This window comes from Caballeronia sp. INML2, from assembly GCF_023631365.1.
Taxonomy (GTDB): domain Bacteria; phylum Pseudomonadota; class Gammaproteobacteria; order Burkholderiales; family Burkholderiaceae; genus Caballeronia; species Caballeronia turbans.
On sequence record NZ_JALQDH010000069.1, the window covers coordinates 15,163 to 38,748 of the forward strand.

Genomic DNA, 23,586 nt, shown 5'->3' on the forward strand with positions numbered 1-23,586 from the left:
GCGAATGTCGCGATGATAACGCCGGCTTCACGGCAGCGCAGCGAACTCCTGCGCATCGGAGCGCGCCATCAGGCTCGCGAGCGGCACCGGACGGCTGAGCAGAAAGCCCTGCACCTTGTCGCAGTTCACTTCGCGCAGCGTATCGAGCTGCTCCTGCGTCTCGACGCCTTCGGCGACCACGGTCACACCGAGCTTGTGCGCGAGATCGATCACACCTTCGACCACCGTGCGCACCATGGCATCGGTGGCGATGTTGTCGACGAAGGATTTGTCGAGCTTCAGCACGTCCGGGCGAAAGCGCGCCAGGTAGCTGAGGCTCGAATAGCCCGTGCCGAAATCGTCGATGGCGATGCGCACGCCCATCGCCCGCACATTCGAGAGCACGTCCTGCGCGTCGTCGACGTTGTCGATCAGCGCGGATTCGGTGATCTCGAGCGTGATGCGGTTCGAGTCGATGCAGCCGCGCCTGATCGCCTGCCTCAGCACGGACACGAGGCGCGGATCGCGGAACTGTTTCGGCGACACGTTGAGCGCCACCGAGCACGCCTGCGGCAGCGCGAGCGCGAGTTGCGAGGCCGCCAGCACGGCCTCGCGTATGACCCAGTGCCCGGCTTCGGCGATGAGCACGCTCTCTTCCAGCACCGGCACGAACGCGCCGGGCGCGAGCAGTCCGAGCTGCGGATGATTCCAGCGCAAGAGCGCCTCGACGCCGACGAGCTCGCCCGTCTCGACGCGATACTGCGGCTGATAGTGCAGCACGAACTGATTCTCGCGGATCGCGCCGTGCAGTTCCGCCTCCAGATGCGCGCGCGCGAGATCGTCCTTCTCGCGATCGCCGAACACGCGGAACGTGTTGCGGCCCGCGCGCTTCGCGGCGTACATCGCCATGTCGGCGCTGATGAAGAGCGCTTCGGGCGTGCGTCCGTGTTCGGGATAGAGCGCGACGCCGATCGAGCATGTCATCGTCACGCTCTTGCAGTCGATCTTGATCGGCCGATGGCAGGCGAGCGAGAGCTTGCGGCACGCCCGCGCAATGCTTTCCTGTGCGAACGTGCCCGGCAGGATCACCGTGAACTCGTCGCCGCCCGGACGCGCGGCCACGGCGCCTTCGGGCAGCGTTTCCTGGATGCGTCGGGCGATCGTGCGCAACACGGCATCGCCGGCGATATGGCCCGCCGTGTCGTTGATGGACTTGAAGCGGTCGATATCGATGAAGAGATACGCGAACGGCGCGCCCGCTTCACAGCGCTTCAGGAGCGCGTCCATCATCGCGTTGCGGTTGGCGAGGCCCGTGAGGCTGTCGGTGTTCGCGAGCCGGTGCAGTTCCTGAAGACGCTCGCGCTCGTCGGTGGCATCCACGCACACGCTCACGACGCGCGACACGACGCCGTCCTCGGTCACCGGATAGATGTCCGCGCGAACCCAGCGCGTGCGGCCGTGCGGCAGGCACAGGCGGAAATAACTCTGCGTCGGGGCGCCCATGTTCAGGGCCGTGCGCATTTCATCGCGCAGCGCGGGCAGATCGTCGGGATGCACGCGCTGCGACCATGCGGTCTGATCCGCTTCGAGCGCCGACATCGGCATTTCCCACATGCGCTCGAATGCGGAGCTCACATGCAGGAGCTCGCGAAAATCGCGCGTCGCGGTCCAGAACACGGCGTCGACGTGATCTTCCATGTCCTTCTGCACGCGCGCGTTGCCGCGCAATTCCTCGATGAGATTCACTTCCGCGGTGATGTCGCGCGATTTGCACAGGACCGCGGTGACCTTGCCGTGCTCGCCGTAGACGGGCGCGAAGGTCGATGTCCACCACTTCAGCGTGCCGTGCATCGTGCGGCAGGTGCCGGAAAACGACGTCGATTCACCCAGCTTCGCGCGCTCGAAGGCTTGCCGCGCATCGGGACCGTCCCAGAGCGCGAGCCAGTCGAAGCCGACGAGTTCCTCGGCGCAGTCCGCTCCGAGCAAACGCCTGCCGACTTCGGAGATGCACATGATGCGGCCTTCGAGCGATAGCAGCTTCAGGCAATCCTCGGCGATCGAAAGCAGTCCGTGCGCGACCTGCCGCGCGACGAAGACCTGGCGATTCGCCTTCTGCATGCGATGCACGACGATCGCCGCGCCGAAGAGCAGCGCGGCGAGCAGCCCGTTCCACGGCCGCGGCACGAAGAAGGCGCCGCACGCGGCGACGAGCACGCCGAGCGGCGCGAGACCGAGCCCACCGAAACGACGTGCGCGTTCGATGTACGGCAGGTTCCTGGCGATGGTTTCGCCGATGGTCCCGAGGAAATCGTTGGCGCCTCTCTGCACCTTTCTGGCCCTGTTGCAATGATGGGTTTGATCGGTGTTTATCGGCGTGAGGGCGGAACTCTTGAATAAGCGATGCGGTGGTAAAGATTGCCGAGTCGTGCCGCGACGCCGGACGAAAGCAGGTTTTCAGCCGCGCCTGGGTTTGCGCACCGCCCGCACCTTGCCCGTGCGCCCGCCGCCGCAGAAGAAGCGGTCCTGGCCGTCCGATTCGAGCCCGGACACGCCGACGCCTTCCGGCATCTCCAGCCGCTCGATGACTTCGCCCGATTGCGGATCGATATGCCGCAGCTCGCTCTCGTCGCCTTCCCACGTCGCATGCCAGAGTTCGCCCTCGATCCAGGTCACGCCCGTGACGAAGCGATTCGACTCGATGGTGCGCAGGATCGCACCGTTGTCCGGATCGACCTGATGAATCTTGCGCTCGTTGTATTGCCCGACCCAGAGCGTGCCCTCGGCCCACGCGAGGCCCGAGTCCGCGCCGCCGCCGGGCGCGGGAATCGTCGAGAGGACGCGCCCTGTCTTCGGATCGATCTTCTGAATGCGGTCCTCGGCGATCTGAAACAGATGCTCGCCGTCGAAGGCCGTGCCCGCATGCGCCGCAATGTTCAGCGAACGTTCTTTCTCGCCGCTGTCCGGATTGAAGGCGTTGAGCGTGTCGCCCGCCGCGAACCACACGCGCTCCCCGTCCCAGGTGACGCCGTGCACGCCCTCGACGTCCGGAAAAGGCCCGTATTCACGGATGATTTCCGCCTTTGCGCGTTTCATGTCGCCGTCCTCCTGATGACTGATCGTGACTTCATGCTAATCACTCGCGAGCCCGATGGGGAGTAACAAGGTCGTCGTGAATCCGGGCATCGGCGGCGTCGTCCAGCGGCGCGCGCGACCGCGACCGAACGATTGCACCTTGCCGCTCGCGGCGAGCGCATCGAGCGAGCGCTGCACCGTGCGCTGGCTCGCGCCGAGCGCAATTGCGAGCGCCGAGCTCGACCACGACTCGCCATCGGCGAGAAACGCCAGCAACGGCGCGAATTCGTCTTCGACGGGCAGCGCGAGCACGGCCACGTCGCGCGCATGACGCGGCTTCAGCACGAAGCCTCGCGGCGTCGCGTCGATGCTCGCGTGCGCCCGCAGCATCGCGCGTAATCTGCCCATCTCGACGCGCAGCCGCGCACGATGCGTCTCGTCCGCTTCCCTGATGCGAAACGCCCGCAGAATGAGCGCGTCGCGCGGCACGTCGCGAGGCCATGCCTGCGCGAGCATGCGCGCGAGCGTGAAGAGCACGGGGCGCGTCGCGAGCGATATCGACATGCCGTTCTCACGCACGCACAGACGGCATGCATCGACGACAAATGCGTCCGATGCCAGCAACGCCTCGACTTCGTAGAGCCGCAGCAGCCGCTCTTGCCCATGTGCGATGAGGCGCGCGGCGGGCGTGCTCAACATGCGCCATGCGCTATCCACTTCGGCGGCAAGTGCCGGAATGCCCGCCTGCCGCGCGGCTTGCGTCGCGCGTTCGAGCGCGGCGTGCGCCGCTTTCGTATGAAGACGCCGCAACGCGATGCCTGCCGCGATCAGCTCATGCGCCGCCCGCGACGCAGCGGGAAGCGCCCCGGGATTCAGTTCGACGAGCATGCGCTCGGCATCGTCGGTTCGTCCGATGAGCAGCGCGCGACGCACTTCCAGATAGCGCGCATGCGCGGCGTTCGCGTGGTCGCCGTGCGCTTCGAGAATCGCGCGGGCGTGATCGAGTGCTTTCGCGGGCCACGCGAGATCGCGCGATGCGAGCGCGATCTCCGCTTCCGCGACGATACAGCGCGAGCGCGCGAGCGCCTCTTTCGCACCGAACGCACGCGCCGCGCTTTTCACGAGCGCACGCGCGCGCACGAAGTCGCCGAGCTGCGCCATCGCGATGCCGCGCAACGCAAGCGCGCTTGCATCCTCACGCAGCGCGATGCGATTCAGCGCGCCGAGCGGATCACCCGCCGCGAGCGCGCGCGCCGCCGCCGTGATCAGCGAATCCATGCGAATCCCGACACACTTGTCACTCCTTTGCGGTAGATGCCCGCGACTAATCTAACACCGTACCCGACGCGCACCGGGCGAATGCAAAGGGACGACATCATGAACGTGCTCACCGTGAACATCGAACGAGAGGCCTCGCCTCATTCGCGCCGCCGCTTCGTTGCCGTGGCCGCGCTCGTTTTTCTGGCGGGCGTGATCGTGACGTGCGCGATCCATACGTCGATGTCATCGATGAGCGAGTTGCCGATGCCCGGCGGCTGGATGCTCTCGCCCACCTTCACGCCGATGTGCGGCCGCACATGGCTGCGCACGGCGACGGCATTCGTCGGCATGTGGATCGCGATGATGACCGCGATGATGCTGCCTTCTTTCGCGCCGCTTCTGTGGCGTTATCGCGCAATGCTCGATGGCGCGGGCACGCGTCTCTCGTGGAGCATGGCCGCAGGCTATGCCTTCATTTGGACGATGACCGGCATCGCTGCTTTCGCGCTCGTCGCGATCCTCACCGAGTTCGTGATGCGCGCACCGGCCATCGCGCGTTGTGTTCCCTTCGCGAGTGGCGCCGTCGTGTCGCTGGCGGGCGTGGCGCAGTGTTCGCAGTGGCATGCGACGCTGCTTGCGCGCTGCACGCATTGCAGGCACATGCGTGCCGAGTGGCTCGACGGCGTGCGACACGGACTTCATTGCGTCTCTTGCTGCGCAGGCCTGACCGCGGCCCTCTTCGTCTTCGGCGTCATGGATCTGCGCGCAATGGCGCTCGTTACGCTGGCGATAACCGCGGAACGTCTGCTGCCTTCGTTCAGGCGCGTGCCGCAGGTTATCGGCATCGTTCTGGTGCTGCTCGGGTTGATGATTATCGCCGGTTCAAGCCGGCTGTAAGCAAGGCCTTTACCGGGCAAGCGATTTGAAATACGTTTTAATCGCTCACTAAAGGACGGTGCTTTGCTGTCGTTATACAGACCAGCCGACGCGTTTCATCGGCCGCGCAGCAGGCGAAGCATCGCCGCCCGCGTGCGTACGCCTTCTCGATGCAGCCACTCTTGAGAGAACTATGTTTTCGACAATCAAAGGCCGTCTGGCCTTGGCCATGATGCTGTTGAGCGCGCTGCTTGTCGCGATCGGCATGGTCGGACTGACCGGCATGAGCCGGTCCAACGCGGTAGCGTACGACCTCTTCACGAATGAAATGCCGAGCGCGGTGTCCGTCGGCAACGCGGAAATGTTCATGGCGCGCGAGCGCCTCTCCTTCGACCGCGCAGCGCTGAATGTGGGCACGCCCGCGGCGGAAGATGCGATCGGACGCGGCGCGCTGATGCGCAAGACCTCCGACGACGCATGGACGAAATATGCCGGCCTGCCGCAAGGCTCCGACGAAAAGCCGCTCGCCGACAAATTCAACGAGCAGCGTCTCGCGCTGCAAAAGCAGATCGACGAAGGTTATGCCGATATCCGCGCGCAGGATCAGGCGAAGATCGTCGCCGACGCGAGCGCGATGCAGGCAGCATTCAACGAGTTCGCGAAGACGGGCGTCGCGCTGCGCAAGCTGCAATTCGACCAGGCGAAGGCCTTGTATGACGAAGGCCAGGAAACCTTCGGCGCGTTTCGCATCGGCTGCATTGTTGCGATTCTGCTCGGCGTCGCCGCGGCGCTCCATACGTGGATGTCGTTGCGCCGTCGTATCTCGCGTCCGCTCGATGCCGCGCTCGCGCAATTCAATGCGATCGCAAACGGCGACCTGCGCCGCAGCGTGACGGTCAGCTCGAACGACGAAATGGGCCAGTTGTTGCGCGGTCTCGCGACCATGCAAGCGAGCCTCATCGATACGGTTCGCACGGTACGCGGCGGCAGCGAATCGATTGCATCCGCGACCAAGCAGATCGCGGCGGGCAACGTGGATCTTTCCTCACGCACGGAACAGCAGGCGTCGGCGCTTCAGGAAACCGCCTCGAGCATGGACGAACTGACGGGCACGGTGAAGCAGAACGCCGACAACGCGCGTCAGGCTAGCGTGCTCGCCGCGAACGCGTCGGAGATCGCGGGCAAGGGCAGCCATGTCGTGTCGCAAGTCGTGACGACGATGGGCGAGATCAACCAGAGCTCGTCGAAGATCGCGGACATCATCACGATCATCGAAGGCATCGCGTTCCAGACCAACATTCTCGCGCTGAACGCGGCGGTCGAAGCCGCGCGCGCCGGCGAGGAAGGACGCGGCTTCGCAGTCGTCGCAGGCGAAGTGCGCTCGCTCGCGCAGCGTTCGTCGGCGGCGGCGAAGGAGATCAAGGAACTGATCGACAGCTCGGTCGAGCGCGTGCAATCGGGCACCGCGCTCGTCGACGAAGCCGGCCGCACGATGAACGAGATCAGCACGGCCGTGCAGCGCGTGACCGACATCATGGGCGAAATCGCGGCGGCTTCGGAAGAGCAGAGCAGCGGCATCGAGCAGGTGGCGCGCGCCGTCACGCAGATGGATGAAGTGACGCAACAGAACGCGGCGCTCGTCGAAGAAGCGGCGGCGGCGGCCCAGTCGCTCGAAGATCAGGCTGGCGCGTTGCGCACGGCAGTGGAGACGTTCCGGCTTCACGACGAAGGCATGCGCGCGACGGCCTGAAGCCGTTTCGCGGTTCCATGATGCGCGGCTCGCGATCCTTCGGGACGCGAGCCGTTTTCCTTTCCGAGCCATAACCGCCGGTAATCACCTCATGAGGCGAATTCAATAGACGGCTATCGCTGTTTTCGCGAGACTGCGGGACGTCGGACCATCATGCGGTCCGCCCTCGAAAAGAGCGCGCGCAACGGATCAATCCGCGCGCAACAAGCCTCGGAGGAGACAAGAAGATGCTGCATCGCCCAAGAGTCACCCGCTCCGTTCTCGCGCTGATGTGCGCGATGTCCTTCATCATGTACCTCGATCGCGTCAACCTGTCTGCTGCCGCAGGTCTGATCCGCGACGATCTTCATCTCACCAACACCGACATCGGGCTCGTGTTCGGTGCTTTCGCTTATACGTATGCGATCTGTCAGGTCATCGGCGGATGGTTCAGCGACCGCTTCGGCGCCAAGACGACGCTCGTGCTGTGCGCGTCGATCTGGATCGTCGCGACGATCGCGACGGGATTCGCGGGTGGCGTCGTGTCGCTGTTCTGCGCGCGCATGCTGCTCGGCGTCGGCGAAGGCGCGGCGCTGCCCGCGCAGGCGCGCGCACTCGTCAACTGGTATCCGGCGGGCAAGCGCGGCTTCGTGCAAGGTCTCACGCATTCGTTCTCGCGCCTCGGCAACGCGCTCACGCCGCCCTTGATCGCGTTACTGGTCGCGTTCGCTTCGTGGCGCGCTTCGTTCGTGCTCGTCGGCGCGCTGACGGCGGTGTGGGTCGTCGTATATGCGTGGTACTTCGCGGATAACCCGCGCAAGCATCGGCACATGACGGCCGAGGAAGAAGCGCAGTTGCCGCCTGAAAACAAGGTCGCCGTCGACAAGACGCGCGAGCCTACGCCCTGGGGCCGCCTGCTCAAGCGCATCTCGCCGACGATGATCGTCTACTTCTGCTATGGCTGGACCGGCTGGCTCTTCTTCACGTGGCTGCCGACTTTCTTCATGCATGGACGCGGTCTCGATCTGAAGAGCTCGGCGCTCTTTTCGGCGGGCGTATTTCTTTCGGGTGTCGTCGGCAATACGGCGGGCGGCGTGATCTCGGATCGCATTCTGAAGCGCACGGGCAGTGTCGTTTCAGCGCGGCGCAACATGATCATCGTCGCGTTCCTCGGTGCGCTCGTGTTTCTCGCGCCGGTGATGGTCGTGAAATCGCTGCCGGTCATGGCTGCGTCGTTGAGCCTGTCGTTCTTCTTTCTGGAGATGACGATCGGGCCGATCTGGGCCGTGCCGATGGACATTACGCCGAAGCACGTCGGGATCGCGAGCGGGCTCGTCAATGCGGGATCGGCTATCGCCGGGATCTTTTCGCCGATCGTGTTCGGGTTCGTCGTCGACCGGACTGGGAGTTGGACGTTGCCTTTCGCAGGATCGCTCGGGTTGCTCGCGGTCGGAATCGTGATGACGTTTTTCATGCGGCCGGATATCGCACTGGATAGTGCTGCAGCTTCCGATAATGCCGGGCGCACGGCGCATGGGGAGTTGAAGCTGGCGGAGCGGCGGAGCGGGTCGTGAGGGCCTGCTCGTATTCCTCCGCAAAACGCCTTTGCTACTCGAATGCACGCATGCTGCTTTCAAACGCAAAAAAAGACCGGCGCGAACGCCGGTCAAAGGCCCCCGTTGCGGGGACCACTTAGGTACTCTGAATCAGGACGCGGCGGCCGCAACGCTCCGTGGACATAGCACGCTTAGAACTTGTGGCGAATCCCGATTCGAACCGCGGTCTGCACGTCCGTCCCGGACGCGTCACCTAGCGCGGCCTGCGCCTGTGCGCTAAAGCCGTGGTCATGCGCAAGCGCGGCTACGAAATAGACGTCCGTACGCTTCGAGAGGAAATAGTCGCCGCTGAGTGTCAACTGGTTCGCGCTGCCGACTCCATTGTTGCGGTGCTGATATTGCGCGCCGCCCGCAAGAGACAACGTCGGAATGACCTGATAGGCCAGGCCGGCTTCATAGGTCGTTGCGCGCGGTTTCGTTCCGCTGCTGAGTTGCACGTCGGAAACCATTCCGAACAGGCGCGCTTTTCCAATCATGTAGGCCGCGCCGCCCGCGAATTCTCTCGAGTTTGCAGAAGGCGTGGCGTTGTGGCGCGACATATACGCAAGTGCAGCGCTCAGCGGTCCGTTGTCGTAGCTCACGACGAAGTTGCTCGAACTGTTCGTGCCCATCGAACCGGCAACGTTACCGAAACCGTACATACCGCCAAGCGTGAAACCCGCGATGGACGGCGACTGGTACTTCACCGCGTTGTTCACCTGATCGCCCCATACGCGATTGTCGAGCGAGTAGCCGCCGGCTGCGTATGCGGGGAGACTCCATGCGAGAAGGCCCGCTGGTGTATTCGAGCCTACCGCGAACGCCGGGAAGATGTCGCCGATGAAATCGTACTGCCGGCCCAGCGTGAGCGTGCCCCAATTGCTCGACAGTCCGACGAAGGCTTGTCGTCCGAACTCGAGCCCGCCCTGACCGAGTGCACCGGTTCCGACGTCGAACCCGTTCTCCAGCGCAAAGATCGCTTTGAGTCCACCGCCCAGATCTTCGGATCCTCTCAGTCCCCATCGACTGCCCTGTGAAGATCCCGACGTGAATTGCACGACGGCGCCCTTCTGCGTGGGCGTATCCACCCGATTGGTGTAAGTGACTCCCGCATCGATTATTCCGTACAAAGTCACGGATGATTGCGCTGAAGCGGCTCCGCACGTCAAAGTCGCAATGGCCGCTATGATTGGTCTTTTAATTTTCCGTCTCCTTAGCATATCTAAACTTAAACCGATTTACTATTTGCTCGGTCGCAAACGTCACTCGTACGTAACGCTCGAACTTCTCAATATCGTCCGGACAACAGGGAGCCGAAGCCAGGCACCGACGGATCCAGGCCAAGCCGCTTGAGCATGGCGAATGCGGTCGCCACCGAAGAAGACACCACCGGCAGGCCGATCCGATCCTCGATTGGCTGGACGGACGCGAGCGACGGCATCTGAACGCAGGCGGATGCGACAACGGCATCGACTCCGCTGATATTGAGTCTTCGCGTTATCTCGATGGGCGCGCGCGGGTCTCGAAGTCCCACTTCGATGTTATCGGGGATTTCGAGCGAGATGCTGTCGACGACTTCGATTCCCTCGTTCGCGAGGTAGTCGATGACCAGCCCGGTCAATGGCTTCATGTAGGGCGTGAGAATCGACACCTTCCTGGCGCCCAACGTCTTGAGACCATCGACCAGAGCACCCGCACTGGTCACGACCGGCGCCAGCGCGCCGTTTTCCACCGTTCGCCGCATCAGCCGGGCCTCCGACGTGTGGTGATAGCCGGGTCCCATGCTCATGATGGCGACCAGACACGCATAGCCGATGACATCGACGTGCGCATCGGACAGTTCGAGCGCACATCGCTCGCTCTCGCCGTCCATGCGCTCCAGCTCTTCCTTCGTCACGTGCTTCATGCGCATCCGGCTCGAATGAAACGTGAAGCGTTCGCTTGCGACGGCCTCGCGCGCCCGAAAGATGGCGGGGACCTCCGTCTCCATCGTGGTATTCGAGGAAGGAACGATCTGTCCGATACGAAAGGCCTTCTTTTCACTCATTTCCGGGCTCCAGCAACTCGTTATCGTTCTCGGCTTGTTCGGAAGCCGCATCCTCGAACGTCGCTGCTTGCAGCGGCTTGCGTTTCACACGAAGTTGGAAAATATCGAATCGGTTGTATTGCCCGGCGATGTCATGCATCTGGCGCGGCTGGATACAATTTCCGAGATCGATATCCGCGTAGGCGATTCCTTCTTCGTCGATGAGCGGTTCACCGATCACCCGACCGTCCGGTCCGAGAAAACCTGAAAACGCACTGTGGCGCCGCGTCAGGCGCTCGCGCGCGTTCGGATAATCGGTTTCGAGCGCGCCAATGATCTCTTCTGAAACGGTCGAGCACGAGACGACAGTGAATAGCTTGCCCTCGAAGCTATGCGCAGCCGCGCGTACTTTGATGGCTTCGGCCATGTCGTAGTCCAGCGGCGCCGCCGGCAACGCGATGTAGTTCGCGACGTGCACCAGCTCACCTTGCGCGATCAGTGCGAAGCGCGCGAGCGTGTTGGTGTTTTCTCCACAAGCGAGCACGCCGAGCGGTCCCACGCTCGTAGCGTGAACACGCAGGCATGCGGCATCCCCCGGCGCCCACGTGAGCTTTTCCGCCCATGTGGGCACCAGCTTGCGATGACGGCCGAGAATCCGCCCCTCGTCGGATATCGTGACGACGGTGTTGAACAAAGTCCCGATGGAACTCCGGCTGCGCTCGTTGACACCGATTACCACGTTGATCCGGTGCAGTGCTGCTGCTTCCGCGATCTTCGAAATCTCGGGGCCGGGAATCTCGATTGCCGCGCGCGCCAGGCGCTCGAACCAGCGGCTGCCTTGCAATGGGTCGCCGAGCCAGCTCCAATAGGGATACGCGGAAACGAACACTTCCGGGAAGGCCACGAGCTGCGCGCCATTGGCCGCTGCTTCTGCGATGAGGCTCACTGCCTTCTCGACGGTCGCATCCGTGTCGAGAAACACAGGGGCCGTCTGGACCGCCGCGGCTTTGAATTTGCGAAGTTGCAGCATCAGTTATCCCCGGCACGTTGCGACCGAGTCTTTCGCGGCTCGTTGCCCACGGCGACCACCGGGTTGCGCAGCGTACCGATCTTTTCGACCCACGCCTCGACGACATCGCCCGGCCACAACCATTCCTGAGGCGATCGTCCCGCCCCGACGCCCGCGGGTGTCCCCGTCGCGATGATGTCGCCCGGTTCCAACGTAATGGCCGAACTGATGTCCGCGATCAGAGCTGGAATGTCGAACAACAAGTGGCGCGTGTTGGAGCGTTGCTTCTCCACGCCATTGACCTTCAAGCCGAGGTCCAGGTCGTGGGGATCGCCAATCTCGTCGGCCGTCACGAGCACAGGTCCGAGCGGTGCGTACGTGTCTTGGCCCTTCGAGAAGATCCATTGACCGGCGCGGCGATTGTCACGGGCGCTGATGTCATTAATGACCGTGTAGCCGAAGACGTGGCCGAGCGCGTCTTGCACGCTCACGTTCTTTGCCCGACGACCGATGACGACGGCCAGCTCACCTTCCCAGTCGAGCTGCTGCGTGATCGCCGCGTTATGCTCGATGGCGTCTCCTGTTCCGATCACGCTCGTGGGAGGCTTCGAAAATATGACCGGTTGCTTCGCCAGATCCTTCGACGTGTCCAGTGTTCGGCTCGACTCATCCACGTGTTCGACGTAATTCAATCCGACGCCGAATATGTTCTTCCGCGGCCGCGGAATGGGTGCGAGCAGCTTCACGTTCACGAGCGGAACAGCACAGTCCAGCGGCCCGTTCCCCCCGTGCTGCTCCAGCAGCTTCGCAACGCGCTCGACCGCGTGCGGCCCGATGTCGATGAATTCGAGCATATCGGAGGGAAGCGTGACACCGGCGTGAGCACCGAGTTGCTCGATGTCGATGATGAAATCACCGACAACCGCGCCGAGCCGGGCGGCAGCGGTAACATTCGTTCGATAGGTAGCGAGTTGCATGATGTGTGTCTCTTGAATCAAAAGTTCCGACGCGAAATTTCGCTCAAAGCGCTGGCTGCGAAGAAACCGGCTGGTGGCCCGCGTTATCCGCCAAGGCCTCTTCGTAGAAGAGCCCCAGTTTTTCCATCACTGGAAGATCATTGAACGAGAACAGGCAGGCGTCCTCGGTCGAACTGAGGTTCACGTGCTCATGCCATGCCCACGAGGGGACGCAGAATATGTCCCGTTCGCGCCAGTCGAAACGGTGTCCGTCGATGATCGAATAGCCCGCGCCCTTTGCCACCTGATAAAGAAAACTCCCGGTGTGACGGTGAGCCTTGCCCTCGAAGCCGGGACGAAGAAGCTGCATGCTGGCGCCGGCGGTCGCCATGACGTGGCCACCGGTAACAGGATTCGTGTAGTGCATCAGCGCGCTGTCGAACGGGTTGTCATCGTGGTTCGCGGCGTAGTTTTTCAATGCATCGTACGTCGGTTCCCACTGGTACTTGAACAACGGGGAATAAGGCTTGTCCCAGCCAGCCTGATGCGCACGAAGTCCGGCCGCGCCCCACATGCTCACGCCGTCATCCACGGGAAATCCGACGGCCTGATGCAAATCCGGGTGCACCGCATAGAACCCGGCCTCGAGTGCGTTGACCAGCGGGATATCCAGACCGTCCTGCCAGATGCATGGCGTCCCGTTCTCCTCGACGCCGTGTTCATGCCATGTGCCATTCGGCGTGAGCACGAAGTCGTTCGCGCCGAGCGTCATCTTGTGACCATCGACGATCGTGTATGCGCCGCTTCCTTCCATGATGAAACGCAGCGCAGAAGACGAGTGCCGATGCGCGGTGGCCCGCTCGCCCGGATGCATGACCTGCAGTCCCGAGTAGAGCCATCCCACTGCCGCCGATACATCCCGCCTTCCAGGGTTCTCGAAGAAGATCACCCGCCGGCCAGCCTTCTCCGGCGTGACGAGCCGCACGGAACGCAGCACATGTTCGCGAAGGTCGCGATAGCGCCAGATCACGGGCACCGATTCCGATTTCGGCTGCCACGGTTCGATCTTGTTGGCCACGGTCCACAGTGCACCGGTCTTGAGTCGCTCGAGGTCGCGGTAATAAGCGATGAGTTCAGGCGAATCTTCGACGTTTGCCCGGCCCGCCATCTCTTCGCGAAAAGTGTCGTACTTGGTCATCGCGTTGCTCCAGTCGATCGGCTCATTTCCAGGTCACTCGACCGCCAGAAGTTTTTGCGGATCCGGCTTTTTAAGCAGCGCATAGGTCACCATGAGAGCGACGAGCATCGGAACACCCGTAACCACCGACATGCGGAACGCGGGCACGAAGAACGTCGAGACGATGACCGCTACCATCATGACGAGGCCGAGCAAAGTGGGAATCGGGAACAAGGGCAGTCGAAAGGCCGGGGTAACACCATCGCGCTTGCACGCCATACGGAACCGAAGATGAGTCGCGAAGATCATCAGCCAGCCGAAGAGCGCCCCGAACATCGCAATCGACATGACCAGAATGAACGATCCTCCGGGCATCATGACGCTCGTGATCGCTGCAAAGGCCACACCGAGGGACGAAAGCAGCAAAGCGCGAACGGGTACGCCGTTACTGCTGACACTGCTCAGGAACGCCGGCGCATAGCCACTCCGTGACAGGCTGAAGATCATCCGTGTCGCGACGTACAACTGGGCATTCATCGCCGACAAGGCGGCCGTCAAGATAACGAAGTTCATGACGCTCGGACCGCCAGACACTCCGATCTTTTCCATCACCATCACGAATGGACTTTTGCCGGTGCCGGCGGACTGCCAGGGAACGATGGCAACCATCAAACCGATCGTCAAAATATAGAAGATGACGAGTCGAAGAAGCGCCGACTTGAATGCGCTCCTTGCGGCGCGCTCGGGTTCATTGGCCTCGCCTGCCGCCACGGCGATAAACTCGATGCCGATAAAGCTGAATACCGCAACCACCACCGCGTTCCATGTTCCTGAGAATCCGTTCGGAAAGAATCCGCCGTCGACATAGAAGTTCGCGAGGCCCACTGAGCTATTTTCAGGAGCGGAAAACACCGCGTAGCTGCCGAGGATGATGAATCCGACGATGGCGGCTACCTTGACGATCGAGAACCAGTACTCCGCCGCTCCGAAGGCGCTGGCGCTTCGGGCATTGATCGCGATCAGCGCGGCGGAGAAGACGACGATCCACAACCAGCCCGGAGAGGTTGGAAACCAGAAGTGCATATAGACGGATATCGCCGTCACTTCGGCGCCGATCACGAGCACGACGGAGATCCAGTATGCGTATCTGACGACGAACCCCGCCAGGCCTCCCAGATAATGTTCCGCGTACGACCCGAACGAGCCGGTACTCGGATGTGTGACCACCATTTCGGCCAGACAACCCATGAGAAGAAGGGCAATAAAAGCGCCGATTGCAAAGCTGATAATGACGCTCGGCCCGGCAAGATGGATCGCGGCGCCGCTGCCCAGGAAAAGGCCTGTGCCGATCGCGCTTCCGATGGCGATCATCATCAGTTGAGCTCGTGTAAGAGATCGCTTCAGTCCGCCTTCTCTGTCCGCGATGACCTTGAATCCTTTGACCGCACTCATTCATGTCTCCGTCGATTCGTTATACTGATTAAATGGAAAGTTTCCATTCTCTTTGTTGCGGCTACGTGCTTACGTGAAGGCGCGACGCTGTTCGTAGTCGGGGTTGTCCCAGGCACGAGTCGTCATGATCTGATCGATTTGATCCACGAGGTACTCCACTTCATCCGCCGTGTTGAAGAGCGGCGCGAAGCCGAATCGCATGAAATCCGGCATGCGGAAGTCCCCGATTACGCCTCGCCGGCTCAACTCCTGCATGATGGCGTAGCCTTGCGGGTGACGAAGCGAGACGTGGCTTCCGCGCACATTCGAATCCTTCGGCGAGGCGACCACGAACCCGTGCGGAGCAAGCCGGTTCTCCGCGCTCGATATGAACTGCTCGGTCAACTCGAGGCTTCGGGTTCTGATTTCTTCGATCGAAATTCCGTCGAACACTTCGAGCGAACGGTTCAGGAGCGAAAGCGCGATCACCTGATTCGTCCCGCAGAGAAAGCGCTCGATGCCCGGCGCGGGCGCATAGGACGGCGTGAACTCGAACGGCGCGGCGTGCCCGAACCATCCGGTCAGCGGCTGTTCGCAATCCGTGTGGTGACGCTTCGCGGCGTACAGGAAAGCGGGTGCACCGGGACCGCCGTTCAAGTATTTGTATCCGCAGCCGACCGCGAAATCGACCTCGGACTCGTCGAGGTTGCAGGGAATCGCACCGGCGGAATGCGAAAGGTCGCATACCATGAGCGCGCCGGCCCGATGTGCCGCGCGTGTCAGGCGAGCGAGGTCATAAACCTCGGCGCTGCGATAGTCGACATGGCACAGCAATACTGCCGCCACGCGATCGTTCAGGAATTTCGGAAATTCGCTCACCGGCAAGTTGAGTATCTCCGCACCGCACAGCCGAGCCACCTGCTCGGCGATGTAAAGGTCGGTCGGAAACGACGATGCGTCGGTCAAGATCACCTTCCGGTCGGCACGCAGGCGTAGCGCCGCGGTCAAGACCTTGAACAGGTTGACCGACGTGGAATCGCAGGCAACCACCTGTCCCGCGGCCGCGCCGATCAAACGGCCGATCGCATCGCCGACGCGCTGCGGCAGCGTATTCCATTTCGCGCTCCGCCACGAGCGGATCAACCCGTCGCCCCACTCGTGGGTCGTCGTGATATAGGCCTGCATCTGAACGGCCTTGGGCAGTGGGCCCAGCGAGTTTCCATCAAAGTATCGAACACCCTCCGGCAGGGAAAATTTTTCCCGAGTCAGCGCGAACGTATCGCGAGCGGGAGATGCGGGAACGGTCATATCATTCATCTCTCACGCCCCCAACACAGTGCGGATAGACCAGAGTTCCGGGAAGAAGCGAAGCTCGACGACATGTTTGAGCCAGCCGACGCCTGCGGAACCGCCCGTACCGGGCTTGAAACCGAGAATGCGCTCCACCGAGGTAAAGTGCCGCCAGCGATATTGGGCGAACAGGTCCGCAATTTCGATCAGCGCTTCGCCGAGAAGGTAGAGGTCGTTGTCCGGCGACGGGTCCGCATAAACCGCGAGCCATGCTTTCTCGACCTCGGGATTGGACGCGTAAGTTTCCGACCAGGCACGATCCAGCGCTTGCTCCGGCACCGGAATACCCCGGCGATGCAGCAGCGCCAGTACATCGTCGTACAGGCTCGGATTGTTGAGTGCCTCTTGCAATTGCGGATAGACATCGGGGTTATTCGAATGCGCCGCCGCCAGTCGCTTCGACTTGTTGCCGAGAATGAATTCGACGTGCCGGTAGATATACGATTGCTGTCCAGAAGACACGCCCAGATGATTGCGGAACTCGTTGAAGCCGTGCGTCGTAATCGTCGACAACACGTCCCAGGTCTTGATCAGGTACTCGAACAGGCGCTTCACGCGCGGGACGAGCTCGAGCGCCCCGCTCACGTCGTCTCGTGTGATACGCAACTGCATGTTGTACAGCTCGTAATGGATAGCTTTGAACGTCAACTCCTTGCACTGCGTCATCAGGATGAACACCATTTCATCGTGCCCTTCGCTGCGCATGTGCTGGATGCTGAGCAACAGGTCGTTGCGGTGATAATCGATGTAGGGATTGCTCTTTCCCTCGAAGCTGACCATCGGCTCGCCGGCCGTGGTCTTCACCGCTTCGTTGCGCGTTTCGTTCGTCGAAATAGCAATTTCACTGACGAGCGATAGCTCCAGTTCCGGATTGCGGATTTCCGGAATCACGCGTTTGCGGCTTGCAGACATTTACTTTGCTCCAATCAAATGTTCAATTGCGGCGCCCAGTTCGCTGGACGGCGTCGCCAGATCGAACAGGATGTCAAAGTGGTTGCGTCCGGAGACTTCGAGGAGCCGTACAGGCACGGCGTCATCGGTCAGGCGCTGTGCGTATTCAAGGCTTTGACGCTTGAATTCAGCAGTTTCGTGCTCACCCCAGCTTATGAGTGTAGGCAAGCGATGGCGGGTCTTGATGAACATCGGGCTTACCGCTAAAGCCGTCTCGCTGCTCAGATCGAGCGGCTCGTTGATGTAGGTGCCTACGATCGGGCGCAGATCGTAGACGCCCGACGCAAGCACATAACCCTTGATTCGCGTCTCGAGCTCGGGCTCCCAATCGAGCGTCGCCATCATTGCGGCAAGGTGTGCCCCTGCTGAGCTTCCCGCGATCACGAGCTTCAGGTCAGGATGAGCGGCAGCAATGGCGCGTATCGCCCTTTCACATTGCCGAATCATCATGCCGATGTTCGCAAGGGGCGCGAGTGTGTAGTTCACGGCCGCATACGACACACCGCGTTCGACGAACTCCCGCGCGGGGAAGCAGGAATCCTCCGCGGAGAGTTCCTGCCAGTAGCCGCCGTGGATAAAAACCACGATCGCACCCGCCGAGGTCCGGGCGGGGAATACGATCGAATACTCATCGGACGGCAAGCCGTACTTCAGCCGATAGCTTACGAGGGATGCCGATACCGCTTCGCTCTCGGCAGTGTAGGCAGCGACGACCGCCAGGTAGTCGTGGGCGACGGAGCTAGGCGAGTACTCCCGCTCCAACTGTGCCTGAGTGAATTCTTGCCACATGTCTCGTCTCCTGATGCAAAAAATTCTAGTTTTTGACAGGCGGTTTTTCTTTTCTATTTTTGCCGGTTTAATCGGCGAGAGCGGCATGTGATGCCGGCATATAACTTCAAGGCGAAATGATTTGCCGACCTTTAAGGACGACGCTAAGAGATCAGGGTCAACCCTAGCGCTCGCGGTCTGATATCACGCGAAATAAAGTAGCATCGGCATGAACTTGCCGAACGGTGCCGAATATCCGATAGACTTGACCCGCGATCCCGCAGCAGACACAAATTCGTTCCAGAGGAAATCGCAGTGGAAACCACGCCGCTCAGTTCGACCGATCGTCAGATTCTTCGCCATCTGCAGGAAGATCCGCGCATATCCATGGCGGAACTGGCCGAGCGAATGAACAGTTCCTCATCGCCGGTGTGGCGTCGCGTCAAACGCCTGCAAGAGGTCGGGGTTATCGAAGGCTATCACCTGGACCTGAATCGGAAGGCCCTCGGCTTCGGAATCGACGCCTTCGTCTTTGTGAAGATCACGTCCCATCAGGAACGGGACGCCGTCGAGTTCGAGACTTCCCTGCAGGCAATCGACCAGGTCCTGTCGTGTTACATCCTGTCCGGTGTCGAGGACTATCTTCTGCGGATCGTCGCGCCGGATCTCGACGGATTCGCCAACTTCAGCCGGAAAGTCCTGGCGGCGCTGCCCCATGTCAGGGAGGTACGCAGTGCATTTGTCATGCACACGATAAAGGAATCCAACCGTCTGCCGCTCGACTGAGCGCCGCCTCGCTACTCCCTCACGCCTGCCGAATCGCTTCGATAACCAGCTGCGTCGCCGGACTGATCCGCCGGTTCTTTCTGAGAATCAACCCATAAGGCGCGAGGCGCCCACGCAATGCGGTGGGCAACGAAGCGATCGTATCGAGCGCGGAATAATAGTCTGCGACCGAACTCGGCAGCACGGCGAGCATGTCCGAATCCCTCAAGAGCGACAAGGTCGTCAGAATAGAAGACGTCTCGACGGTACTCACCGGCGGCGCAACGCGCGATTCCCGAAACGTCTGGTCGATGATCTGCCGCATCGGACTCGGATGCGGCTGCACGATCCACGGATACTTCGCGAGATCGGCGAGCTTCGGTTTCGCCGTCATGCCGACAGCCGGGTGATCCGGCCGCGCGACGATCGCGAGCGCCTCTTCCGACAAGGTCTCGAACGTCAGATCCAGCGCGGAAAAGCCGTAAGGAATGCGCCCCACCACGATATCCAGCTGATCCTGCTGCAACGCCTGCACGAGCACATCGCTCGTGTCGATCTGCACGCTGATCTGCAGGCGCGGATGCGCTTCCTTCAATTGCACGATCACCTTCGTGAGCAAATCGGGAGCCGGCGCCATCACCGCGCCGATGCGCACCTTGCCGATATCGCCCGCCTCGATCGCCGCCAGTTCCTCGCGCAATTCATCGAGATCCTCGAAGACGACGCGCGCGTATCGCATCACCGCCTCTCCGTAGATGGTCGGCTCCATCCCTCGCGCATGACGCACGAATAACGTTGCCCCGATGGTGTCCTCCAGCTCCTTCAACGCCTTGGTCGCGGCGGGCTGCGTCATCGAGAGCTCGTCGGCTGCGCTTCTGAGCGATTCCGTTTCCGAGAGCGCCGTCATCAATTGCAGATGACGCAGGCGCAGGCGTTTGCGTATGGCCGTGGCGGGCGCGATCATGCGAGCGATAACTCCAGGAAATAGCCTGATGCAAATAATTCAATGGTCAGTTATCGCGGAGTTTCGCACACTAGCGCTACCCGATACAGCCGCGCAAACCCTCGTTTCAGCGGCCCCACCCGAATAGAACCCGGAGACACCGAAGATGAAGATCAAGCACGTCCGCGCACGCGTTTTCGAATGGAAAGGCAAGGTCGTTCCGCCGCAAGCGCACTTCTGCACGAATGCCGTCGATATCCTCTACGAGCGCGGCGACGCGATGGGCTCGTTCCGCTTTCACGGCTGGCTCGTCGTCGAGATCGAATGCGACGACGGCACCATCGGCATCGGCAATTGCGCGCTCGCGCCGCGTGTCGCGAAGCAGATCGTCGATGAATATCTCGCGCCTATCGCCATCGGCGAAGATCCGTTCGATCATGAATATATCTGGCAGAAGATGTATCGGCGCACGCTCGCATGGGGCCGCAAGGGCATCGGCATGGCGGCGATCTCCGCGATGGATATCGCCCTGTGGGACATCATGGGCAAGGCGGTGAAAAAGCCCGTCTTCAAGCTGCTCGGCGGCCGCACGAAAGAAAACATCTGGTGCTACGCATCGAAGCTCTATAACAACGACGACCGCGACGCCTTTCTCGCGGAAGCCCAGGGCTATCTCGACCAGGGCTTCACCGCGATGAAGATGCGCTTCGGCTACGGCCCGAAAGATGGTCCGAAGGGCATGGCGAAGAATCTGGAGCAGGTGCGCCTGCTGCGCGAACTCGCAGGCGACGATGTGGACATCATGCTGGAATGCTATATGGGCTGGACGCTGGAATACGCGCGCCGCATGCTGCCGCGTCTTGCCGAGTTCAATCCGCGCTGGCTCGAAGAGCCCGTGATCGGCGACGACGTCGAAGGCTATCAGGAGCTGAAGAAAATGAACATCGTGCCGATCTCCGGCGGCGAGCACGAGTTCACGAGCTATGGCTTCAAGGATCTGCTGGAACGCCGCGCCGTCGATGTCATTCAGTACGATACGAATCGCGTGGGGGGCATCACCGCCGCGCGCAAGATCAACGCGATGGCCGAAGCGTGGTCCGTTCCTGTGATTCCGCACGCGGGGCAGATGCACAACTATCACCTGACGATGTCGAGCACCGCGAGCCCGATGTCCGAGTTCTTCCCCGTGTTCGATGTGGAAGTGGGCAACGAGCTCTTCTATTACATCTTCGACGGCGAGCCGCAACCGCAAAACGGTTATCTGCAACTTTCCGATGAAACGCCGGGTCTCGGCATCACGCTGTCCGACAAGCATCTGAGCGACTTCGACATCATCGAGTGATGCAAACACGCGGCTGCACTTTTACGGCGCGTGCGCGCGGGTGCATATCTTCGGTTCGACCGCCCTCGACCGGCGCCGCCCCCGCTTGCAACCGATCACGAGATACGAGACCCTACCAACATGAAACCTCTCATCGCAGTTCTTCTCGGCGATCCCGCCGGCATCGGTCCCGAACTCATCGCGCGCCTCATCGCGAAGGCTGAGAATCGCGCGCGCGCCGATCTGCTCATCGTCGGCGACAAGCGCGAGCTGGATCACGGCATGGAGATCGCGCAGCAGCGCTTCGACTATCGACTGGTCGAGCGCGTCGACGACGCCGCGCGCGACACCGACGTGCCATCGCTCATCGACTTCCGCCTCCCCGACGACGCCCCCTATGAGCGCGCCGTATCGACCGAACGCGGCGGCCGGTACAGCCTCGAAGCCTTCAAACAAGCCCTTGCGATGACGCGCGCCAACCGCACGCAGGCGATGCTCTTCGCGCCAGTCAACAAGACCTCGCTGCATATGGCCGGCATGGAGACGAACGACGAGATGGAATGGTTTGCGCGCCAGCTCGATTTCAGCGGCGCATTCTGCGAATTCAATGTCCTCGACGAGCTCTGGACCTCGCGCGTGACGTCGCATATCGCGTTGAAGGATGTGAGCGCGAGACTCACGCAGGAGCGCATCGGCGGCGCGGTGCAATTGATTCATGACGGCCTCAACCGCGCCGGCGTGGCGCAGCCGCGCATCGCGGTATGCGGCTTCAATCCGCACAACGGCGACAACGGCGCGTTCGGTCGCGAGGAAATCGACGTGATCGCGCCAGCCGTCGAACATGCGCGCGCTCGAGGTTACGATGCGCAAGGCCCCTTCCCCGCCGACACCATCTTCGTGCGCGCACGCGATCAGAAGGTCTTCGACGGCGTCGTCACGATGTACCACGACCAAGGTCAGATCGCGATGAAGCTGATGGGCTTCTGGCGCGGCGTCACCGTGCACGGCGGCCTGCCCGTGCCGATCGCGACGCCCGCGCACGGCACCGCGTTCGATATCCACGGCCAGGGCCGTGCCGATGTCGGCGCGACGCAGAAAGCGTTCGACATCGCCGTGCGCATGGCGCAAGATCGCCTGGCCTGAGGCCATGATGCAAGAGCGCACCGAAACTTTGCGCCGCGCTTTCCCGAAAGCGGCGGCGCATCGCGCCGAAAAGCGGCCTGATGTTCGAATTGCAGGCGCCGTGGCGGCAATTCAACGAAGATGCGCTTGCGCAATGGCCGAACGTATGGCTCTGGATATCGGGCATAGGCGAAGCTGGGGTAAGCTGGAGCGTCGGGCGCAACGGACGCATCGCGCGCGGGAAGAACGCCTCGCGCTATCCTTCGATAACGCGACGCTGTAGCGGATCTGAACCAATCAAAGGAGACACACTTCAATGGCTGCACCTGTTTATCGCGGCGTTTTCCCCGTCGCCCCGACCATTTTCGACGATCAAGGCGGCCTCGATCTCGAAGGCCAGAAACGCGCGATCGATTTCATGATCGACGCCGGTTCGCACGGCGTGTGCATACTCGCGAACTTCTCCGAGCAATTCGCACTGTCCGATGCCGAGCGCGATACGGTGCAGCGCACCGTGCTCGAACATGTCGCCGGGCGCGTGCCCGTCATCGTCACGACGACGCATTTCAGCTCGCGCGTGTGCGCCGAGCGCAGCCGCGCAGCGCAAGACGCGGGCGCTGCGATGGTCATGATCATGCCGCCGTATCATGGCGCGACGATTCGCGTCGGAGAGCGCGGCATTCACGAGTTCTATCGCGAAGTATCGAATGCGATCGACATTCCTATCATGATTCAGGACGCGCCCGTCGCGGGCACGCCGCTCTCTGCATCGTTTCTCGCGAAGCTCGCGCGCGACGTCGAGCATGTGTCGTACTTCAAGATCGAAACGGCGCAGGCCGCCTCGAAGCTGCGCGAACTGATCGGGTTGGGCGGCGATGCGATCGTCGGTCCGTGGGACGGAGAAGAAGCGATCACGCTGATCCCCGACTTCGATGCGGGCGCCACGGGCGCGATGACGGGCGGCGGCTACCCGGACGGCATTCGCAAGATCGTCGATGCTTACTTCGCGGGCGACACCGACCGAGCCGCCGACCTGTATCAGCAATGGCTTCCGCTCATCAACTACGAGAACCGGCAATGCGGTCTCGCCGCATGCAAGACCCTGATGAAGGAAGGCGGCGTCATTCGCTCGGATGCGGTGCGTCATCCGCTCGCGCCGATGCATCCCGCCGTGCGCGAAGGGCTGTTGAAAGTCGCGCGCAAGCTCGATCCGCTCGTGCTGCGCTGGGGACATTGACTGGCGCCGGCGCTTCTTT

At 61.9% G+C, this 23,586-nt stretch carries 20 protein-coding genes; 7 read left to right on the forward strand and 13 right to left on the reverse strand.

Annotation, left to right across the window (positions count from 1 at the left end):
* Positions 1-27: 27 nt before the first annotated feature.
* From NCT32_RS23560 to NCT32_RS23570, 3 genes are all read right to left on the reverse strand, one after another.
* Positions 28-2,307, reverse strand: coding sequence for an EAL domain-containing protein (locus tag NCT32_RS23560; protein ID WP_061119111.1), 2,280 nt, complete (start codon positions 2,305-2,307; stop codon positions 28-30).
* A 126-nt stretch (positions 2,308-2,433) separates the two neighbouring features.
* Positions 2,434-3,072: a hypothetical protein gene (locus NCT32_RS23565; protein ID WP_061119112.1), complete on the reverse strand. Its 639-nt coding sequence runs from the start codon at positions 3,070-3,072 to the stop codon at positions 2,434-2,436.
* 36 nt (positions 3,073-3,108) lie between these two features.
* Positions 3,109-4,329: a hypothetical protein gene (locus NCT32_RS23570; RefSeq protein WP_061119113.1), complete on the reverse strand. Its 1,221-nt coding sequence runs from the start codon at positions 4,327-4,329 to the stop codon at positions 3,109-3,111.
* Positions 4,330-4,428: 99 nt separating this feature from the next.
* On the opposite strand from NCT32_RS23570, the gene NCT32_RS23575 reads away from it, so the two are divergent.
* The 3 genes from NCT32_RS23575 (at position 4,429) to NCT32_RS23585 (ending at position 8,490) form a co-directional block, all read left to right on the forward strand.
* Entirely contained in the window at positions 4,429-5,208 is a 780-nt protein-coding gene (locus NCT32_RS23575; protein ID WP_086961244.1) for a DUF2182 domain-containing protein, read from the forward strand.
* 172 nt (positions 5,209-5,380) lie between these two features.
* On the forward strand, positions 5,381-6,937 hold the full coding sequence (locus tag NCT32_RS23580) for a methyl-accepting chemotaxis protein (protein ID WP_061119115.1): 1,557 nt from the start codon (positions 5,381-5,383) through the stop codon (positions 6,935-6,937).
* A gap of 227 nt (positions 6,938-7,164) precedes the next feature.
* Positions 7,165-8,490: an MFS transporter gene (locus tag NCT32_RS23585; protein ID WP_061119116.1), complete on the forward strand. Its 1,326-nt coding sequence runs from the start codon at positions 7,165-7,167 to the stop codon at positions 8,488-8,490.
* Positions 8,491-8,663: 173 nt separating this feature from the next.
* Here NCT32_RS23585 and NCT32_RS23590 read toward each other — a convergent pair whose 3' ends face one another.
* The 9 genes from NCT32_RS23590 to NCT32_RS23630 form a co-directional block, all read right to left on the reverse strand.
* A complete protein-coding gene (locus NCT32_RS23590) occupies positions 8,664-9,731 on the reverse strand; it encodes a porin (RefSeq protein WP_086961225.1) in 1,068 nt (355 codons plus the stop codon).
* 68 nt (positions 9,732-9,799) lie between these two features.
* On the reverse strand, positions 9,800-10,558 hold the full coding sequence (locus NCT32_RS23595; RefSeq protein ID WP_061119117.1) for an Asp/Glu racemase: 759 nt from the start codon (positions 10,556-10,558) through the stop codon (positions 9,800-9,802).
* Positions 10,551-11,567 (reverse strand): carbon-nitrogen hydrolase family protein, encoded by a 1,017-nt coding sequence (locus NCT32_RS23600; RefSeq protein WP_061119118.1) that lies wholly within the window; start codon positions 11,565-11,567, stop codon positions 10,551-10,553. The genes NCT32_RS23595 and NCT32_RS23600 overlap by 8 nt, the downstream gene beginning before the upstream one ends.
* Positions 11,567-12,523, reverse strand: coding sequence for a fumarylacetoacetate hydrolase family protein (locus NCT32_RS23605; RefSeq protein WP_061119119.1), 957 nt, complete (start codon positions 12,521-12,523; stop codon positions 11,567-11,569). The genes NCT32_RS23600 and NCT32_RS23605 overlap by 1 nt, the downstream gene beginning before the upstream one ends.
* Positions 12,524-12,566: 43 nt before the next feature.
* Entirely contained in the window at positions 12,567-13,700 is a 1,134-nt protein-coding gene (locus NCT32_RS23610; protein WP_061119120.1) for a cupin domain-containing protein, read from the reverse strand.
* 33 nt (positions 13,701-13,733) lie between these two features.
* Entirely contained in the window at positions 13,734-15,131 is a 1,398-nt protein-coding gene (locus tag NCT32_RS23615; RefSeq protein WP_250477726.1) for an amino acid permease, read from the reverse strand.
* 69 nt (positions 15,132-15,200) lie between these two features.
* A complete protein-coding gene (gene kynU / locus NCT32_RS23620; RefSeq protein WP_061119122.1) occupies positions 15,201-16,427 on the reverse strand; it encodes a kynureninase in 1,227 nt (408 codons plus the stop codon).
* Positions 16,428-16,430: 3 nt separating this feature from the next.
* Positions 16,431-17,372, reverse strand: coding sequence for a tryptophan 2,3-dioxygenase (locus tag NCT32_RS23625; RefSeq protein ID WP_061119123.1), 942 nt, complete (start codon positions 17,370-17,372; stop codon positions 16,431-16,433).
* Complete coding sequence (locus NCT32_RS23630) at positions 17,373-18,200, reverse strand: alpha/beta hydrolase (RefSeq protein WP_061119124.1); 828 nt, start codon at positions 18,198-18,200, stop codon at positions 17,373-17,375. It abuts the gene before it with no gap.
* A gap of 294 nt (positions 18,201-18,494) precedes the next feature.
* On the opposite strand from NCT32_RS23630, the gene NCT32_RS37480 reads away from it, so the two are divergent.
* A complete protein-coding gene (locus NCT32_RS37480) occupies positions 18,495-18,965 on the forward strand; it encodes an Lrp/AsnC family transcriptional regulator (protein ID WP_061119125.1) in 471 nt (156 codons plus the stop codon).
* A gap of 19 nt (positions 18,966-18,984) precedes the next feature.
* Here NCT32_RS37480 and NCT32_RS23640 read toward each other — a convergent pair whose 3' ends face one another.
* Positions 18,985-19,908 carry a LysR family transcriptional regulator gene (locus tag NCT32_RS23640; RefSeq protein ID WP_250477727.1) on the reverse strand — a complete coding sequence of 308 codons (924 nt, stop codon included), beginning with the start codon at positions 19,906-19,908 and terminating at the stop codon, positions 18,985-18,987.
* Between the two features lie 145 nt (positions 19,909-20,053).
* On the opposite strand from NCT32_RS23640, the gene NCT32_RS23645 reads away from it, so the two are divergent.
* The 3 genes from NCT32_RS23645 (at position 20,054) to NCT32_RS23655 (ending at position 23,567) form a co-directional block, all read left to right on the forward strand.
* The gene (locus tag NCT32_RS23645; protein ID WP_061119127.1) at positions 20,054-21,229 is read left to right on the forward strand and encodes an L-rhamnonate dehydratase; all 1,176 of its coding nucleotides are present in this window, start codon (positions 20,054-20,056) and stop codon (positions 21,227-21,229) included.
* A 120-nt stretch (positions 21,230-21,349) separates the two neighbouring features.
* A complete protein-coding gene (locus NCT32_RS23650) occupies positions 21,350-22,351 on the forward strand; it encodes a 4-hydroxythreonine-4-phosphate dehydrogenase PdxA (RefSeq protein WP_061119128.1) in 1,002 nt (333 codons plus the stop codon).
* 295 nt (positions 22,352-22,646) lie between these two features.
* Positions 22,647-23,567, forward strand: coding sequence for a dihydrodipicolinate synthase family protein (locus tag NCT32_RS23655; protein WP_061119129.1), 921 nt, complete (start codon positions 22,647-22,649; stop codon positions 23,565-23,567).
* Positions 23,568-23,586: the final 19 nt, after the last annotated feature.